This window comes from Massilia yuzhufengensis (assembly GCF_900112225.1).
In the GTDB taxonomy this organism is placed as follows: domain Bacteria; phylum Pseudomonadota; class Gammaproteobacteria; order Burkholderiales; family Burkholderiaceae_D; genus Telluria; species Telluria yuzhufengensis.
On sequence record NZ_FOLD01000010.1, the window covers coordinates 72,131 to 90,553 of the forward strand.

General features: G+C 58.8%; 12 protein-coding genes and 1 pseudogene. 2 read left to right on the top strand and 11 right to left on the bottom strand.

Going from position 1 to position 18,423, the window contains the following annotated elements; genetic code table 11:
* Positions 1-310 precede the first annotated feature (310 nt).
* From BM031_RS25040 to BM031_RS10800, 8 genes and pseudogenes are all read right to left on the bottom strand, one after another.
* Positions 311-1,630, bottom strand: coding sequence for a site-specific integrase (locus BM031_RS25040; protein WP_143084561.1), 1,320 nt, complete (start codon positions 1,628-1,630; stop codon positions 311-313).
* Between the two features lie 4 nt (positions 1,631-1,634).
* Positions 1,635-2,135 (bottom strand): hypothetical protein, encoded by a 501-nt coding sequence (locus BM031_RS10780; protein WP_143084562.1) that lies wholly within the window; start codon positions 2,133-2,135, stop codon positions 1,635-1,637.
* 60 nt (positions 2,136-2,195) lie between these two features.
* Complete coding sequence (locus tag BM031_RS25045; protein ID WP_177207709.1) at positions 2,196-4,316, bottom strand: site-specific integrase; 2,121 nt, start codon at positions 4,314-4,316, stop codon at positions 2,196-2,198.
* 95 nt (positions 4,317-4,411) lie between these two features.
* A complete protein-coding gene (locus BM031_RS25050; protein WP_177207710.1) occupies positions 4,412-7,441 on the bottom strand; it encodes a hypothetical protein in 3,030 nt (1,009 codons plus the stop codon).
* 132 nt (positions 7,442-7,573) lie between these two features.
* Positions 7,574-8,410: a thymidylate synthase gene (locus tag BM031_RS10785; protein WP_091874575.1), complete on the bottom strand. Its 837-nt coding sequence runs from the start codon at positions 8,408-8,410 to the stop codon at positions 7,574-7,576.
* 181 nt (positions 8,411-8,591) lie between these two features.
* Positions 8,592-9,119 (bottom strand): annotated as a pseudogene (locus BM031_RS10790) (thymidylate synthase); the annotation flags it as partial.
* Positions 9,120-9,184: 65 nt separating this feature from the next.
* The gene (locus BM031_RS10795) at positions 9,185-9,631 is read right to left on the bottom strand and encodes an SRPBCC family protein (RefSeq protein WP_091874576.1); all 447 of its coding nucleotides are present in this window, start codon (positions 9,629-9,631) and stop codon (positions 9,185-9,187) included.
* 88 nt (positions 9,632-9,719) lie between these two features.
* On the bottom strand, positions 9,720-11,648 hold the full coding sequence (locus BM031_RS10800) for a hypothetical protein (RefSeq protein WP_091874577.1): 1,929 nt from the start codon (positions 11,646-11,648) through the stop codon (positions 9,720-9,722).
* Positions 11,649-11,765: 117 nt separating this feature from the next.
* Between BM031_RS10800 and BM031_RS10805 the strand changes: the two genes are divergently transcribed.
* Complete coding sequence (locus tag BM031_RS10805; RefSeq protein ID WP_091874578.1) at positions 11,766-12,950, top strand: tetratricopeptide repeat protein; 1,185 nt, start codon at positions 11,766-11,768, stop codon at positions 12,948-12,950.
* Positions 12,951-12,955: 5 nt separating this feature from the next.
* A complete protein-coding gene (locus BM031_RS25910) occupies positions 12,956-13,291 on the top strand; it encodes a hypothetical protein (RefSeq protein ID WP_091874579.1) in 336 nt (111 codons plus the stop codon).
* On the opposite strand, the gene BM031_RS10815 is transcribed toward BM031_RS25910, so the two are convergent.
* The 3 genes from BM031_RS10815 to BM031_RS10825 all read right to left on the bottom strand — a co-directional run bounded on the left by BM031_RS10815 (position 13,288) and on the right by BM031_RS10825 (position 18,415).
* Positions 13,288-14,376 carry a threonine aldolase family protein gene (locus BM031_RS10815; RefSeq protein WP_091874580.1) on the bottom strand — a complete coding sequence of 363 codons (1,089 nt, stop codon included), beginning with the start codon at positions 14,374-14,376 and terminating at the stop codon, positions 13,288-13,290. The two genes, BM031_RS25910 and BM031_RS10815, sit on opposite strands and share 4 nt — an antisense overlap.
* Before the next feature lie 39 nt (positions 14,377-14,415).
* A complete protein-coding gene (locus BM031_RS10820) occupies positions 14,416-16,434 on the bottom strand; it encodes a methyl-accepting chemotaxis protein (RefSeq protein WP_091874581.1) in 2,019 nt (672 codons plus the stop codon).
* A gap of 151 nt (positions 16,435-16,585) precedes the next feature.
* The gene (locus BM031_RS10825) at positions 16,586-18,415 is read right to left on the bottom strand and encodes an ABC transporter transmembrane domain-containing protein (protein ID WP_091874582.1); all 1,830 of its coding nucleotides are present in this window, start codon (positions 18,413-18,415) and stop codon (positions 16,586-16,588) included.
* Positions 18,416-18,423 lie beyond the last annotated feature (8 nt).

Consider the following 18,423-nt stretch of genomic DNA (forward strand, 5'->3'; position numbering starts at 1 on the left):
AAACATGCAATGAAAGCATTTCTCCTGTCAAAACTAGGACAAAATGCAAATAGAACAAGAGCTTGAGACGCTGCAAGAGAGGTGCACATACGGCCTAAAAAGCTTGCGCCGGACTATTCGCTCGGGCAAATGAACAGATGAGGTCGAAGCGATGAAGACGCTTCCGTCGTAGGACCGACGAGCAAACGATTCAGTCCAGGATTTGTAAAATTGCATCCATGTAAGCGCATCACAGAGATTCAGAATGTCCTTGGTAATATGTCTCATGAGACTTCTACCGCTGGACGCACGAACACTTCGTAAGGGCAAATCACCTACGTTTTCGGTTTGTATTTGCGTTATTTAGTGAATCAAGCTCTGACTTCTTTTCTCTGATTCTATGCTCAATCAAATAAAGCTGCTGCTTCATCGCTCTGATCGATTGTTCAATTGTTACAAAGTCGTCGTGACCTGAAATCTTGTTGTATTTTTTCTTAAGAATCGTTACATATTTGCGCAGAGACTCTAAATTCTGATGACCAGCTCGCTCCGCCACTTTCCGGAGGATAAGATCCCAATCGATACCTACAGCGGATCCACCATTGGATCGTAGCGTCCCAATCGCAGCCTCTACCTCGGCATGTAAAAGGTTGGTAAGATAGTAGGCCCGAAGCCTATGTCCATGTCCTTCTACATTCGCTTCACTAAAGAATGCAGTAAACAAATTCGTCATCGATGTCAGCGTAAGAGCCTTACCAGTCTTAGACGAAACAAAAATCTCCTTCGGCTCGCTGTAAGCTAGACCATTTCTTTTAAATCGTCTGATGATTTTATCCCTGGGACCTTCAATCCAATCGCGAGTGCGCTCGAGGAGGTCAGGTAACACACCGATGTGACGGGCTTTGCCGCCCTTTGTAATTGTCAAACGCAACTCGTACGCATGACCAAGGGAACGAAGACGGTCAATAGCGGGCCACTCTGGGATTTGATCAACAGTTAAGTTCTGAGCCTCAACACGGCGTACCCCAGTTTGTCCATACCAATCAATAAGCAGATGATTGCGGTCTGTTAGATCCTGATTCCCGGGGTTGTCCGCGACTACGTATAATTTGGTTAAATCTTCGCTGGTTGGTGTCGGCTGTAAAGAATCTGCGTCCTTATTCTTTGGTCTAATTCCCGAAATGATTCCATATCGAGAACGGCGAAATCTTCCATTGGCCGCCTTCTTGCTTGAAAGCATTGGTTCGAAAACTGCATGGTCATTGTGTCCCGGCACTCTCACCATGTTCGTAATGTACCCATGAATCTCTAACCAGCAGTACAGATCGAAAACTGAATCACATCTTGCTCCTATAACATACAGCTTATTGCCACGAGCTTCCTGCATATTCATCCAGGATAGGAGTTCTTTGTCTGTTACGTTTGTGTAAGGAAGTCGAATCTGCTCAAGATAGTTCCAAAAATTCTGAATAGATTGCGCATATGTCTTAACTGATCCAAGCTCAAACTTTTCGCGTATTACAAGATTACGTAAGTAGTCGCAAACGGGGGTAACGAAGTGATGTCTGGAATCGAGTAGTACCGGAATGCCGGTATATGACTTTCCAGCATAGACAAATCCATCATCAGTAAAGTCTAGCGAGCAGGGCATAATATTAGAACTTCTCGTTATCGGAAGGCTTCTTAACGGGACGCAAACGAGTAATGCTCGATCCGTTTTCGCGAATTCTCTGCAGCTCTAAGCGAAGTCTAATTATCTCTTTATTCTTATCTTCGAGCTCTGATCTAACCATCGCATAATCATTAACAAACGCTTGTAATTTACGCTCCAAAACTTCCGTCTTGTCTTTAAGCCGAGTCGCCTCATTCTCAACCTTACTGGGTCTGCTCCTCTTCTTCGCTAACGCTGCGAGCACAACCTTCATTCTGTTGTGCAGTTTGATGTATTCCTCGTCCGTCTCGTAAAGTGCATTCCGTGAAAATTTTAGTACGCCGAGTTCTTCATCCTCCCACTCAACAAAAGTTGTAGGTCGCATGTTATCGGGCACATTCTCAATAGTGTCGGCCTCCAGCAACGTTTCCAGTGTCTTTACTTTATGATCAAATTTCTCAATCGCGGCTTTTCGTCGTTGCAGTGCAACATGTGGTGTGCGCATAACTCGAATGATTATCGGAAAAATAGGGTTGGTAATTCTTAGCCGGCCCTGCAGGCGACCTTAGCTTATCTCTGCAATTGCCTTATTTAGCTTTTGACAAATCGCATTACTCGCGTTCCTCAATATGGGGGGCGAGTCTGGCGAGTCTACGATATTTTGGTGCATCCGAATCGCTGCGGAAAAAATGGGCAATGCAGAAGAGGTCAACATGTTACATTCACATCCTGTGCATACTGTTTCACTTGCCTTAGTAAAATCCGCATCACCGGTACTCGTACAATTACAGATATTCTCCTCCTGACCTTTCCTCTTTACACAATATCCCCAAGGAAAGCCTGCAAGTTGAAGTCCTGTGCGATCGACGAGCTTCTCTAGTTTCTGCTTATATTTTCGCTCTGATACTACCTCAACTTTTCTTGCCATCTGATTGCGAAGTCGCTCAGCCGCCTCTTTTAGCCTCGTGCCCTCGATTCCACCAATAGGATTTATGCCAGAGGCTGCATTTGCTAAAATCTGTGCAGTATGTTCTTTCGCTGCGTAAGCAATAATTTGACCCATATCGGTTTCTGTCACGTAACGACGAGTCATTTCCCTCGTGAAATGTCGCAGGTGATACTGGAGGGCACCCCAGTCACCCTTATCATAAACCCATATGTACAAGATGGCAAAGAAGCGTCGGAACTGATGTCCTTTGAACGTCCATCGAGTCCCATCGTCCAATTGCGGCACATCTATCAGATAACCAAACCTGCGCAAATGACTGCTCAATGCAAAATTTGGTAGTTTTGCGGCGCTAAGTCCGTGCGTCCGACTTGTGCCAGGGACATTATATTGAAAAATATAGGGCACCTCGGTAAGGCCTCTTGCTTTCTCGCTTATCTGCTCCAAGACATTGATTGCGACGGCGACTATCTCTGGAACGGGTATTTGCGACTCTGTTCGTAGCGTTTTATGGATAAAACAGCTGAGCCAGAGCTTTCCTGATTCATCAGTATACAATGAGCCATATTTTAGTCCGATGATTTCCGACACGCGCCGGGCGGTAAATGCAGCAATCACTATCGAACATGCAGTCATCAACGAGATAATTGCGCCATGTATCGTCATCCCCCCGCTCCCCGACTCAGCCAAAATCGAATCCAGTCGTTCTTCTTCGACATTCTTTGCGCGTTCTAGCTGTATCGGGAATGGACTCGCAGGTCCGGATGGCCAAGTCTTTATCGACCTTAGATGCTCAGCATAACTCCCTTGACGACCGGTGATGCTGTCCCTGGATGCTTCGTCTGCTCGTCTTTTGAGGTCCAGGATAAGAGGCGAATAGTCTAATACCCAGCGTGCCGACCGCTCTATTAAATGTGTCGCTTGTTTGATCGGAACAGTACCTGTACGCCCAATTTCTGCTCCTAGCTTGCGGGCTTCAGCCCGTGCTGAGGTAAGCGCTAGCGGATCTCTCAGTGGGGCATCATTCAAATATCGTCGATGTTCATACAAATACTTGAAGGACATGAGGAAACGACGAAGATGTTCCTCAGAGATGGGCTTGTCTTCCTGGTCATCTCTTGATTTCGCTTTGCGGCTCTTAATAATGCTAGGTTGGTAAAAGCAGCAAAGGGCCTCAAACTCGTCAAATAGAGACGCTAATACGTTTGAGCTGAACCCAATATGATCTAGTCCTGCGTCGGCTAGAACTTGCCGCCGGTCCAACACGACGGTGCTCGTATTGCTATTTGCTTTCTTAAACGGAAATACTGCCTTGGCTTTATTTCGACGATCAGCTTTCTCCTCACCTGGCGCAAAGTTTGCTTTCGCAACCTGCGCTTCGAGGTGCCGCTCGAGAGTAGACTCGGTATTTAAGATACTGTGCACCCCATACACGGCAAGGGCCGCATACTCTTCGCGATCAATATTGGTCAGTTGAGAAAACCGCTCGATTTCACGTCCGATCATCCAACAGGCGAGCGTAGTGAGGTTGCTAACTATGGCAAGCTGAACTTCAGCACTGTCAACTTCGGCAAGTGGACCCGTCCTAACGCCATATGCTATGCGTTTTATCGATTCGTATAGGTTAGGATAATCCTTGAGCTTACGGCCACCGGGCACCGTTACGTTAAAGCTTATCACCCGGGGGTTTTTCTCACCGATATTCTGTACTAACCACTCGTGATTTTCGTAATTAGTCAAAAGCCAATGGGGCCGAAATCCTCCGACGGTATGGAGGGCATTCGGGATGCTTTCATCTACAACATTCAGATCTAGACTTCGTGCAGTGGCCATAATCAAAATAACGGAAATGGTTTATAATTAGGGCGACGCGCGTCTGCGATCGACTTTGCCTGAATATAACTCGATGCTGTTTCGCCTTGCGAAAATTTAGCTAGAGCGACTTCCGCTAGCGTGCGCCATGGAAGCCAGCGATTTTCCCACGCTATAGCGTTCGACATGATCTCATTCTCCTCCCTAGATTCAAGGTATTCATTAAAGAGAATCAAGTCGGCAATGTTATCCGCTGTTCCGACGATGTATCGCATTTCGCATCCGGGACAGGCGTCTAATCTTGTGCAGCTTTCGCCTTGCTGCGTTCCAGGTTGGATGCCTGCTTTTGAATTCAAGCATGCAACGCCAAGGCCAGAACGCGCTGCGTTAGAAAAGAGCTTTACAGCAGCCTCATGGGACATTCCAAGTTTTTCCGCCGCACCGTCAATGGATTCGATTATTACAGCTTGAAAAGCTATCGTGAATGCCCGGATCTTCTCAATTTGTACAAGTTTCGTATGCGTCCGCTGTGTATAAATGCCGGTCGTTGTGGCGGAAGCGTGATCTGCTTGCGCCTGTGCAGTCTCGATGCGTATCAGTGGATCTCTGTGCTGCAGTTCCAGAAGACATGAGGGGCGAATAGATGACGGGCGAATGTCAAGATTATGCAGTTCAGGATGATCCCGTAGAAATGCTTTGAAATCCTCACGGGCCCTAGATTCCGTAATCGTTACAATATGTCCCTGCTGAGTATCCAAGAAAAGTGTGTTTGCGACACTAACATCGGCTTCTTCTCGATAGCGAACCGACATTGAAAGGTAATACCGGATTGCCTGTACAGCAGATAGTTTCTGACCTGGTTGCGGCGCAACCGGAAGGCTGTCATTGATACGTACGTAGTGCGCTCGTGCTTTTTGACCGAAGGATACCGTCATGTGTGTTGAATCTTCGGTTTTCGTGAGGCAGTTTGTAGGCATCTCGCGGACGACCTCACAGTTCGCGCCCGTATCTACTAGAAGCAGGATCCACAGAGCGACAGTCGCGCGTTTATGGGGATGTAAGTATGCTTGAAGTTGCTCGTGGCCACCCCAGCGCCTCTTCAGGTGGTGGTATCTGCCACTGATCCCACTTGAGTTGCCGTCTAGTGCTTCCAGCATGAGGCTAAGGGCATTGCCGAGGTTAGGTAAGGTAGTACCAGTTATAAGTTTTGTAGCATTACGACGGCGGTCAGAGACTGATCGTTCCGTGTAGTCGAGTAGTGCAATCAGTTCCTGCGATGAGTGTGTAGCTTCTATCAGTGCCCGTTGACCAAAGAGCCAATGCTCGTACCACTGCAGAAAGTCGAGTTCGGCACATCGCCTCAAGGACTCTAGACGAAACGTGTTCAGTTTCCGAATCTCCGAAACGAGAGAATCTAAGTCAAGCAACTTAACGTTTTGTGAAGGGAGGTGCGCATACAGGGCGGTTATGAACTCGATTGCCTCAGACTTTTCAAATTCGTCGAATGGTCGCGTCAGTTTACTGATTAACGCATTTCGCTCTGTGTCTTTCCCGTGTTCGGTGCCGTTTTCTCGGGGAGAGAGTTGTGCGAGGCAGGGACGGCTCTTCGAAGTTTGTCTAGCTTTCGCATTTTTGATGCCTTTTAGTTTGACTTCTGGAACGACATTAGATGATGCTAGAACGGCCCATACTTGGTTCAATGTTCCAATGAGTTTATGCTTTCTGAGGATCGAACGAGAACTCTCTGGCGTTGCAGTATCGCAAATTAAATCTGCACGCCACTCGTAAAGTGCTTTTTCCCACGTCATCGCTTCGATTCTGCGAAACGCGGCGGATCCGAGATTCCGGAAAAAGTCCGGCATAGATCCTATGCCCTTTTGCCTCATAAGAAAAGATAACAATGATGTGACGACTTGGTGACAAACCTTTCTTTGCTGGTTCGTGCGGATATTATAATATCGGTCCAACGCAGGGAGTGCCTCCAATAGGAAAAACCTAGCTAACGGTTGGAAAGCTTCGTAACTATAGAGATTTGTTTTGTCACCTTGTTGAATCATCAGGATGAACGGTGAGTATGCAACTTCTTTCTTCTCTTTCACATAGAAGCCTCTCTGTGTGAATTTCGATTCTCCGTCGACAGCTCTCATCCGTCCTCCAGGTGGAGGAATTTCAAAACGTTTTGGTAGCAAGCCTCTTAGAGCCAGATTTGCCAGTAATTTGTTAGTTGTTAAGCGTTGTTTATCTTTTGTCTTTGCAGATATCATGTTTCCGGTCTTACCTGACACCCGATCTTCAAGTATCGAACGCGCCAGATAGTCAACAAACTGTTGCCATCCATCTTCGCTTAGTGCCTCGGTCGAACGATAATGCATTGACTCTAGGAACGGATGTAGCTGGCCAAGAAAATGATCGAAGCGTTCAGCATAGTTGTCCTGCCAGGTCCTTTCGGTTACATTTGCTGTTTTGCGCAATTCCCGAATCAAGGCGCAAGCAGAGGCGACAAACATGGCGCCAACTCTGTCTGCAATTCTGGAATATTCATACGTTATTGATGTCCCGTTCGTAGGCTCAGTATGCAGGACGTAATACGGGCTTTGCTTAACCGAGGCGAAATGCTGGAGATCCACACAAAGAATCCCGGCGTCTGCGTAACGCTTAAGTATTGCAAGATTCTTCTCGTAATGATGTGTATCACTCGTCGATAAATTGCAATTTGTTATGCTGCGACTCGCTAAGAAATCATTGGCAAATTCGTGCAAATGCGATGATTCCATCGCACTAGTTGATACAAGGTGGTACTTATCTAGAGTATTCTTTAGTATGCAGAAGAATGAATCTAGATGAGCAACCGCTAGTATAAGACCGACCGCTCGAGATCCCTTAATTAAAAATTGCTTATCGTAAGAGTCTCGCGCGTGTTGGCAAACGGCAGCTACAAACGTTGAGCCCAGTCTTTCTGCATAGCGTGAGTATTCATATGCTCTGCTTCGCGCACTGCCCAGTGGTTCGACGACAAGATATGGGTTCTCCATTTTCGAGGGCGCATTGTTCATTTGAAGAGCTACTGTGTGAAAGCGCGTGCAAAGTCTCGAGCTCGGTCTGGGCATCCATCATTTTGAACCTCCGGCTTTGGGAAAGAGGCATAAGTCGGAAATTGATATGCCTCTGATTAAGCCTAGTTCTCGCTATTTTGCGACCGGCGCTGGAATGTGAGGGTGGGGATCGTATCCAACGATTTCAAAATCGTCGAACTTGTAGTCGAAAATTGACTCTGGCTTTCGATGGATTGTCAGGGTTGGAAGGGGTCGAGGCTCCCGTGTGAGTTGTAGGCGTGCCTGATCTAAATGGTTGGAATACAAGTGCAGATCACCAATCGAATGAACGATTTCTCCAACGTTTAGGTTGCACTGCTGTGCAACCATATGTGTTAGAAAAGCTAAAGAATTTGCGTTGAAAGGTACCCCGAGGTACAGGTCGCCAGATCTCTGCGTGAGGTGGGCGGAGAGCCGCCCGTTTGCAACGTAGAATTGATATAGGATATGACAAGGCGGGAGAGCCATTCTACCTTCTGCTGCGTTTTGCTCAGGTGCCTTGGACTCGTCTGGTAAATAGGCGACGTTCCAACCGCTAATAATGTGGCGACGACTATCAGGACGCTTCCGGATTCCCTCGATTAATGCCGCAACTTGATCGAAGACCTCGCCATTTGGCCCCTGCCAGGCACGCCATTGCGCGCCGTACACTGGACCTAAGTCGCCATTTTGGGTGGCCCACTCATTCCAGATGGAAACCCCGTTATCTTTCAGGTACTTTATGTTGGTATCGCCACGGAGGAACCAAAGCAATTCATGCAGGATTGACTTGATGTGCAGCTTTTTTGTGGTTAGGAGAGGGAAGCCCTTGCTCAAGTCATGACGGTACATTCTCCCGAAAACGGAAAGCGTACCTGTCCCCGTTCGGTCGCATTTCTGAACGCCGTTCTCGAGAACGTCACGAAGAAGGTCTAAGTACTGTATGTCCATGCCGATAATCTTTCGTTTTGGGGAGAGCGTAGTACCAGACCTGGACTAACTGGCTCATCCTGAACCGAAGACTATCAGAGTTTTTGTAAATTGTATAGATACTGCCTTCATAGGCTACCGACGAGAAAATGCTTGTTGCGCGCAACGCTCTTTATGAGTACATCTTCGGAATGTGGCAAAGATACGGCACGCCCAGGAAGATGTCGGCGCTGCGCTGGTAGAGCTGGCAGGACAGCTTGCCGTCGGCGACATAGAACTGGAAAAAGGCGTGGCAGGGCGGCAGCTTCATCTTCGGCACGTCCGCCACGTTCCAGCTTGATACGATCATGCGGCGCGAGTCCGGCGTGCTGCGGATCTGTTCCAGCACCTGCGCGACCTGGTCGATGTGGCCGCCGTCGGGCGTGGGCCAGCTGCGCCACTGGTAGCCATAGACCGGACCCAGGTTGCCCTGTGCGTCGGCCCATTCGTCCCAGATCGTGACGCCGTTTTCGTTCAGGTAGGCGATATTGGTCGAGCCCTGCAGGAACCAGATGAGTTCATGGATGATGGACTTGAGGTGGACCTTCTTGGTGGTCAGCAGCGGGAAGCCGGCCGCCAGGTCGAAGCGCATCTGGTAGCCGAAGACCGACAGCGTGCCGGTGCCGGTACGGTCGGTCTTGACCGCGCCATGCTCTTTCACATGGCGCATGAATTCTAGGTATTGGCGCATTCGTCAGCACTATAGGAAACAGCCTGATATTGTAACCGAGAGTGCGCCTGCGGGTCGGCCCGGGCCTACTCTTTTATTTCGGGCTCCACCAGCCGGGCCAGCTGCGCGAGCGACTGCTGCCAGCCCAGGTAGCAGGACTCCACCGGGATCATGGCGGGGATGCCTTCCTGGGTGATGCGCACTTCCACCCCGCACATCACTTCGCGCAGCACCACGGTGGTCTGCATCCGGCCCGGCAGCTGGGGATCGTCGAAGGCGGCGCTGTAGCGCACGCGCCGGCCCGGTTCGAGTTCCAGGTACTCGCCGCCGAAGGAATGGCTGTGGCCAGTGGTGAAATTGGTGAAGGACATTTGGTAGCGCCCGCCCACCCGGCAGTCGAATTCGTGCACGGTGGCGGTGAAACCGTACGGCGGCAGCCACTTCGCAAAGGCCGCCGCGCTGGTGAAGGCGCGGTAGACCCGGTCGGGCGTGGAGGTGAAGACGCGGTGCAGTTCGACGGTATGCGTGGACATGATCGCTTTTCCTTTTTATTCAATGGCCAGAGGACGACCCTCTGCCGCTACGACGAAGGGCTGGCCCGGGATTCGACATCGCCTGCGCCTATTTTGCTTCAGTTTCAAGCTCGAATTCGATCGCCACGCCGCGCAAGGAAAAGCCGAGCGCGCGTGGATCGGCCGCATCGGCGGGCCGCGCCGGCAGCGCGTGCTCGATGGTGACGTCGAGTACACGGGCACCGCGCACCTGCGCGGGCAGCGCCAGCGGCGCCTGGCCCAGCAGCTTCTTGCCCAGTTCGACGCCATTGACCGTGACTGTTGAAGCGCGCACGCCATCGAAATAGGCGCCATCCAGGCCAAGATAGGCCGCGCGGCGCCCTGGCGGCAGCGCCAGGCGCAGCCGCGAGTGCTCGCCCTCGGTCCAGACCATGGCGCCCTCGATGCGCGACCAGCCGCTGCCGAGGATGGGCGGCATGCCCGGCCCGATAGCGATGCGCACGGCGGGCGCCGGGCCGGGGTCGCAGCGCAGTGGCGCGTTGTAGTAGCGCCATCCGGAAGCGAGGGTCTTCACGTGCGCGGCCGCCAGGTGCGTGCCTGGCCCGCACAGGCCGCCGGAGTCGGCGCTGTTGGACCAGTAGCGCATCAGCTTGGTCGCGCCCCGCGGTCCCCGGTGGACCACGACTTGGTCGGGGGTGACCAGGTCTTCGCGGCGCCGCTCGCGCTTGAGGAAGATTTCCGGGTCCGGGTTGTACCAGCGCGGCGCGTGGTCGAGTACCCAGGCCGCCAGCCGTCCATGCGAAATGAACGACGGCGCCCTGCTGCGGTAGGCCTGCCAGGTGAACAGGGCTTGCAGCAGCAGTGCGGCGCACAGCGCGATGTTGCGCGTGCGCGGGCCGAGCTGCACCAGGCCCACCAGGCACACCGCCAGCATCGGCATCGACGTCCAGTAGGCGTAGCGCGAGACGATGATGGCGCCGCTGTTCCAATTGGTGGCGGCCAGCGTGGGAAGCGCCATCCCCAGCGTGAGCAGCAGGGCGATGCCCAGGTGGACCAGCCAGGCCCGGCGCCGTCCTGGTTCGAGCGCCGCCAGGATGATTGCCGCGCACGCGGGCAGGGCAGGGAAGCCGGTGAACAAGCCCTGGTTCAGGTCGAACAGGAAGGAGAACATCCGCTCCGGCGTGACCAGGCCAAGGTCGGTGTAGTAGTGGCTGATGAGGCTCGGCATCCCGAACAGCGCCATATTGTGCAGGTAGGGAAGCAGCGCCGCAGCGATGCCGGCGGCCACCAGCGCGCCATCGCGCAGCCAGGGCCGCGGCCCGCCCTCCGGGGGGAACAGTGCTGCGGCCGGAAACCAGCGGTACAGCGCGGCGTAGGCGGCCGCCGCCGGGATCAGCCCGGCGATCGACGGGTTCTGGCTGGCGCCCAGCCCCGCCAGCGCCACCGTCAGCGCCAGGTCGCGCCGCAGCGCCGCCAGGCTGGCCAGCAGCACGCAGCAGCCGGCCATCACTTCCGGCCCGCTCCATACCGTGTAGTAGAGCGGCCCCATGATCGCCACCAGCGCCAGTTCGGGCAGTCCGGCCGCCGGCAGCCAGGCCCGCACGCGCCAGGCGCTCGCGGCCAGGATGGCCAGGTTCAGCGCCACCAGCGCCATGAACGGATTCTGGCCGAGCAGGACCACCAGCGCATAGAAGGGCGCTGCCAGCAGCGAATACATCCAGAAGTGGATCGCGTGTACGCTGCCGTCGCGTGCGCGGGCAAAGCCCAGTTCCACGATGGCCCCGCGTTCGAGGCGCTCGATCGCGCCGTCGAGCATGGCGGGTTTGAGAAGCGCGCGCGCCAATGCCGGTGGCGGCATGGCCGCGAAGGCGTCGACATCCGTACGCCGCAGTTCGGGCGAGCCGTGGGCGACGAAACCCTGGACCATCGCCAGGTATTCCAGGCCGTCGCCGATCAGGCGCGCCTTGGCCAGGCACAGCACGGCGAAGACGGCGCACAGGAAGATGGCGGCCAGCCGGGCCAGGATCGATGCGGGCATGTTGGCAGGGGGAGTAGAAAACCCGCCATTCTATCAAGCGGCGCCGCTGTGGGAATCGGTGAACAAGGGGGCGGGGCCGGCGCGGTAAGATACGCTTTTGTCGCCCCGGGCCCTTCCATGCATCCGCTACGCATCCTGTCGCTCTCCCTCCTGCTGGCCTGGTGCCAGCCCGCGGCTGCCGCCGCCCCCGCCATGTGCGCGGACGCCTGCAGGCAGCGCATCGCCGAGGCCCGCGTGTTCGAAGGCCAGGGCAACTACCAGGAAGCGCTGGAACGCTACCGGCTCGCCGCCAAGGCCGATCCGCAGGCATCGGTGCCGCTGTCGCTGTCGGCCGCCCTGCTGTACAAGCTGTCGACCAAGGTCGCGCCGGACCAGGCCGGCGCGCTGCGCGACCGGGCGCGCGCGCTGGCCACCGGCGCCGCCGCCCTGGCGCCGGACGACCCGATCGCGCAGGAAGCCTTGCGCCTGCTGGACGACGACGGCCCATCGCCGCTGCGGGCGGTGGCGCCGCAGGCCGCAAGCCTGCTGGCCGAGGCCGAGGCTTTCTTCGTGCAGCGTAAACTCCGGCATGCACTGGACAAGTACGAAGCCGTGATGAAGCTCGACCCGCAATTTTCCGGGGCCTGGGTCGGCGCTGGCGACTGCCACTTCCTGTGGCAGGAGTGGCCGCAAGCGGAGGCCCTGTTCCGGCGCGCGACCGAGATCGAGCCGCGCAATTCCCAGGCCTGGCGCTTCCTGGCTGACACGCTGCTGGCGCAGGGCAAGCGCGATGCGGCCGTGTCCTCGCTGCTCTCGGCCATCAGCGCCGATCCGTCCCAGCGCCCCAATTGGAGCAAGCTGGCCGACCTGCGCGCGGCGGCCGGCACCCCGCTGGCACGCCTGGGCCTGCGGCGCGGCGTGCGGGTGACGCAGGGGGCGGATGGCAAATTCACGGTCGGCATCGACGAAGACCTGGCCAAGCAGCAGGAGACGCCCGACTACGCCATCCGGGTGGCGCTGGGTGTCGTCGAGGCGAACCTGCGCACGCAAGACACGGCCGGCGCGAAGAGCGCCTTCCAGGTCGAGCGCGACGCGTGGGCCCAGGCACTGAAGATTGCCGGCGAACTCAAGGCGAGCACCGGGACAGGCGTGAGCGACCCGGCGCTGCAGCGCATGCAGGCGTTCGCGGGCGACGGCCAACTGGAGCCGGCGATCCTGCTGCTGCTGTTCCGCCAGTCCTACCGGCCGGCGCTGGAGGCCTGGGTGGCGGCCAACCCGGGCGGCGTTGCGGCCTTCATCGACCGCTACGGCCTGCGGCCGTGACGCCCATGGCCAGCACCCCGGCCTACCCGGGCACGCCGGACGACCGCTACTTCGTGGTGAAGGGCCGCCTGTGGCGCAGCAGTAATCCGGCCCTGGCGCCGGCGCTCAGGCAGGAACTGGTCGACCGCCTGATGGATGCGCGCCGCGCCGTGGGGGCGGCGAAGAAAGCAGGCGACGCGGCAGCCGAGCAACGTGCCAGGGCCGGCGTCGACGCGGCCAAGCGCGCCCTGGGCGAACGCGGGCCGGTATGGTGGGACGATGGCGCGCCCGACTACAACCGCCGGATGGTTGCCAACACGCCGTATGCCGACTGGTATGCGGCCTTGCCGCCGAGCGCCTAGCCCGCCTGCAGCGCCCCCGCGAACAGGGCCAGCGCGTCGATCACCTTCTGGTCCGGTGCATTGAGCAGGTTGTCCCCCACGTAGAGCTCGAACGAACTGGTGCCGGGCAGGGCGGCGCCGGCGATGCGGTTGAACATCCAGATGCCGTGCTGCTCGGCGAGCGCGCGCCGGATCGCCAGCGCGCGCTCGGTCGTCACGGGCAGATGCAGGTGCAGCATATTGGTCTGGGGCGCGGCCGGGTTCGCGCGGATCAGCGGGTGCGCGGCCAGCGCCCCGTACAGGAAGTGGGTACGGCGCAGGTAGTCCGGCATGGCGGCGAGCTTCTCGTCGAAGCCCATCGCCGCCGCCACCACATAGGGCGTGCGGTGGATGACGTTGCCGCCTTCGCGCCGGAACCACTCCGCCGCGCGCTCCACGAATTCGCGCGTACCGGCCAGCATGGCGCCACCGAGCCCGCCAATGCCCTTGTACAGCGACACGTAGACGGAATCGAAGCCGGCCGCCACCTCGTGCAGCGGCTTGCCGTAGCCGGCCGCCGCTTCCCACAGGCGCGCGCCGTCCATGTGCAGGTGGGCGCCGCGCGCGCGCACGTCGGCCTTGATCGCTTGCAGTTCATCCCAGGGCGTGAGCTGGCCGCCGATCTCGCGCAGCGGCAGCTCGATGCCGACTGCGCCCAGGCGGTCGGGGATCACGGCCAGGTCGGCCGCCGTCCATGGCCGGTAGGGCTCGCCCGCCTGCAGCGCCTTGAAGGCGCCCAGCAACTGGTAGTTGGAACGCTCGTGCACGAAGATGTGCGAGGTCGGGTGCAGCGCCACCAGGTCGCGCGCGCGGTCCTGGCAGGCCAGGCGCAGCGCGGTCACCTGGGCCATGGTGCCGCTGATGCAGAACACCGCCGCCTCCATGCCGAGCAGGCGCGCGACCTTCGCTTCGAATTCCTGCAGCAGCTGGCCGCTGCCATAGAGGTCGTGCTCCACATTGTGCGCTTCGCACCACGCCGCCATCGCCGCGAACAGCTCGGCGGGAGGGCGGGCGCGATGGCCGGGGAAGACGGTGTGGCAGCGGCGTTGCAGTGCGGTGTCGTTCAAGGCGCTCTCCTGGGCGAAGCCTGCCACTTTACACGATGATCAACTGGCCGTGAGCGCCGCGCGGCGCACCGGGGCGGGCGCCGCGGCCTGGCTGTCGGCCAGGCGGAACAGGCGCACGGCGCGCGCCAGTTCGGCCGCCTGGTCCTGCATGGCCTGGGCGGCGGCGCTGGCTTCCTCGACCAGGGCGGCGTTCTGCCGGGTCGCTTCGTCCATCGCATTGACCGAGCGGTTCACGTGCTCGATGCCGCTGCTTTGCTCCTGGCTGGCGGCGGTGATCTCGGACATGATGTCGGTCACCCGCGCCACACTGGCAAGCACTTCGTCCATGGTCACGCCGGCTTCGGCCACCAGCCTGCTGCCGGCGTCGACCTCACCGTTGGAGCTGTCGATCAGCGCCTTGATTTCCTTGGCGGCGGCGGCCGAGCGCTGCGCCAGGTTGCGCACCTCGCTGGCCACGACCGCAAAGCCGCGCCCCTGTTCGCCGGCGCGCGCCGCTTCCACGGCCGCGTTCAGCGCCAGGATATTGGTCTGGAAGGCGATGCCGTCGATCACGCCCGTGATGTCCGAGATCTTGCGCGACGAAAGCGTGATCGCATCCATGCGCTCAATCACCTGGGCGACGGTGGCGCCGCCTTTCTGGGCCACGCTGGAGGCGCCCAGCGCGAGCTGGTTGGCCTGGCGTGCATTGTCGGCGTTCTGGCGCACCGTGGCGGTGAGCTCGTCCATCGAGCTGGCGGTACCGGCCAGGCTCACAGCCTGCTGCTCGGTGCGCGCGCACAGGTCGACGTTGCCGGCGGTGATCTGCTCGGAGGCGCTGGCGATTTGCTCGGCGCCGTCGCGCACCTTGCCCACCACGTTCGACAGGCTGGCGCCGATGGTGTTGATGGCCTCGTTCAGCAGGCCGATTTCATCGCGCCGCGCGCCGTGCACGCGCGCGGTCAGGTCGCCCGCGGCGATGCGCCCGGCGACGTCGCGTACCTGGGCCAGCGGGCGCGACACATTGGCCCGCATGATCAGGTACAGCACCGCATTGAGCACGGCCAGCGCGACGAAGCCGATGGCGATGAAGCGGTTGCGCAGTTCGCTGGCCGCAGCGGTGATTTCGTCGAGGTAGGTGCCGCCGGCGATCACCCAGTTCCAGTCCTTGATATGGGTGTAGACCACGAACTTCCTGCGCGCCTGGGCTTCGCCGGGGTTCTGCCATTCGTATTGGATCGTGCCTTCCTTCTTCTCCAGGATCTCCTTGATGAAGAAGCGGCCGTCGGCGTCCTTGCTGTCGGCGATGTTGCTGCCTTCCTTGGCCGGGTGGACCACCAGGTTGCCGTGGGCCTTGCCCGGCGCGGCGTCGAGCACGTAGAAGTAGCCGGTATCGCCCACCTTCATGGCGCGGATGCGGTCCTTCAGCAGCGCCATGTCGGCGCTGATGTCGACGCCGACGTAGAGCGCGGCAACCACCTTGCCGGCGCCATCGCGCACCGGTTCGTAGCGCGTGATGTACTGCTTGCCGAACAGGGTCGCCAGGCCAATGTAGCTGCGGCCGTCGCGCAGCACGGCGTAGGCAGGGCTGTTGCGGTCCAGGCGGGTGCCGACGGCGCGTTCGCCGTTTTCCTTCTTCACCGAGGTCGAGACGCGCACGAAGTCGTCGCCGTCGGCGGCGAAGATGGTGGCGTTGCCGGCGGTTTGCGCGGTGAAGCGGTCGGGCGCGCTGAAGTCGAGGTTCAGCACCTTGCCATCGAGCTTGAGCGCGGGCGCCGGCGTGCCGCCGATGTCCACCGGGGCGCTGATGTCGAGCTCGAAGGCGCCGGGCAGGGAGGCTTTGAAGATGTCGCCGAAGCTGCGTGCCTGGCTGCTGGCGCTGCGGTTGAACATTTCGACGGTGCCCGCGACGCTGCGCAGTTCGTTGGAGACGCTGTGCGCGGCGCGTTCCTCGAGCATGGCCGCGATGGCGAAGGTGATGATGGCGAGCAGGCCGGCGATGGTCGTCCCCATGAGGACGAAGGTAATGGCGCTGATCCGGGTGCCGACATTCCAGTTGGCCGGATGAAATTTCGTGTTCATGAACAGATGGCAAGAGTCAATACGGCCGCCATCTTAGCGCCTGTCATTTCCTTTTGACAATAATTGTTGCCTGATTTTTGCTGCAGGTGCAGCATCCCGACACATTGGCGACGTTTTCATGCGCAGCGCATGGAAACGTCGCCTTTTAGCCTCAGGACGCCTGCGGCTCCATCGGCGCATGCGCCTGGAACTGCAGCGCGGCCAGGTTGGCATACACGCCGCCGTGGGCGACCAGGGACGCGTGGGTGCCGGCTTCCACCACCCGGCCATCGTCGAGCACGATGATGCGGTCGGCGCGCTGCACCGTGGCCAGGCGGTGCGCGATGATGATGGTGGTGCGCCCGACCATGGCCGCTTCCAGCGCGCGCTGCACCAGGCGTTCGGATTCCGCGTCGAGCGCGCTGGTGGCTTCGTCGAGCAGCAGCAGCGGCGGGTTCTTGAGCAGGGCGCGCGCGATCGCGATGCGCTGCCGCTGGCCGCCCGACAGGCGCACGCCGCGCTCGCCCAGGAAGGACTGGTAGCCCTGCGGCAGGCGCTCGATGAATTCGTGCGCCGCCGCCATCCTGGCCACGGCGATCACTTCCTCGTCGCTGGCGCTTGGGCGGCCATAGCGGATGTTTTCCAGCGCATTGGCGGAAAAGATGATGGTGTCCTGGGGGACGATGCCGATCGCGTCGCGCAAGGTGTGCAGCGTGAGGTCGCGGATGTCGACGCCGTCCAGGCGGATGCTGCCGGCCTGCGGGTCGTAGAAGCGCAGCAGCAGCTGGAACAGGGTGGTCTTGCCGGCGCCCGAAGGCCCGACCAGCGCCACCGTCTCGCCGGCTGCGATGTCGAGCTTCAGGTGCGCCAGCGCCGCCGTCTCGGGCCGCGACGGGTAGTTGAAGGTGACGTCGTCGAGCGTGACGCGGGCGCCGTTGGCGGTACGCGCCGGCAGCAGTTGCGGCTTGGCGGGGTTCTGGATATCGGACCGGGCGGCCAGCAGTTCGAGCAGGCGTTCGGTGGCGCCGGCGGCGCGCTGGGCTTCGCCCATCACTTCCGACAGCGCGCCCACCGAACCTGCCACGATCGAGGCGTACAGGATGAACTGGCCCAGGTCGCCGCCGGTCATGGTCCCTTCGAGCACCGCATGGGCGCCCAGCCACAGCACGAACACGATCGACCCGAACACCAGCACGATGGCCAGCATGGTCAGGGTGGCGCGCGCGCGGATGCGCCGGATCGCGGTAAGAAAGGCGCTGTCGACCGACACCTGGAAGCGGCCGGCCTCGATCTGCTCATGGGTGAACGACTGCACCGTGGGCATGGCGTTGAGGATCTCGCCCGCCATGGCGGAAGCGTCGGCGATGCGGTCTTGCGAGTCGCGCGAGAGCTTGCGCACGCGGCGGCCGTACAGCACGATAGGCAGTACCACCAGCACCAGCAGGCCCAGGATGATGGCGGTGAGCTTGGGACTGGTGACGAACAGCATGACCAGGCCGCCGATGAACAGCAAGGTGTTGCGCAGCGCCAGCGAGATGCTGGTGCCGACCACGGCCTGGATCAGGGTGGTGTCGGTGGTCAGGCGCGACAGCACTTCGCCGGTGCGCGTGGTTTCAAAAAATTCGGGGCTCTGGTGCACCACGTGGCGGTAGACGGCGGCGCGCACGTCGGCCGTCACGCGTTCGCCCAACCACGACACCATGTAGAAGCGGGCGGCGGTGGCCACGGCCAGCACGGCCGCTACGGCGAACAGGGCGAGGAAGGTGGCGTCGACATGCTTGATGCTGGTGCCGGCGGCGTTGGCGCCGAAGCCCAGGTCGATCATCTGCTTGAAGGCGGCGGGAATGGCCAGCGTGGCGCCGGCCGCGAACAGCAGCGCGACGCCGGCGAGCGCGAACTGGCGGCGGTAGGGACGCAGGAAGGGCAGCAGGCCCTTGAGCGCAGCGAGGCTGCCTTTGCGGGAGGAGTCTTGGTCTTGGGTGCCGGTGGAGCGGGATGTCATTGTCTCGT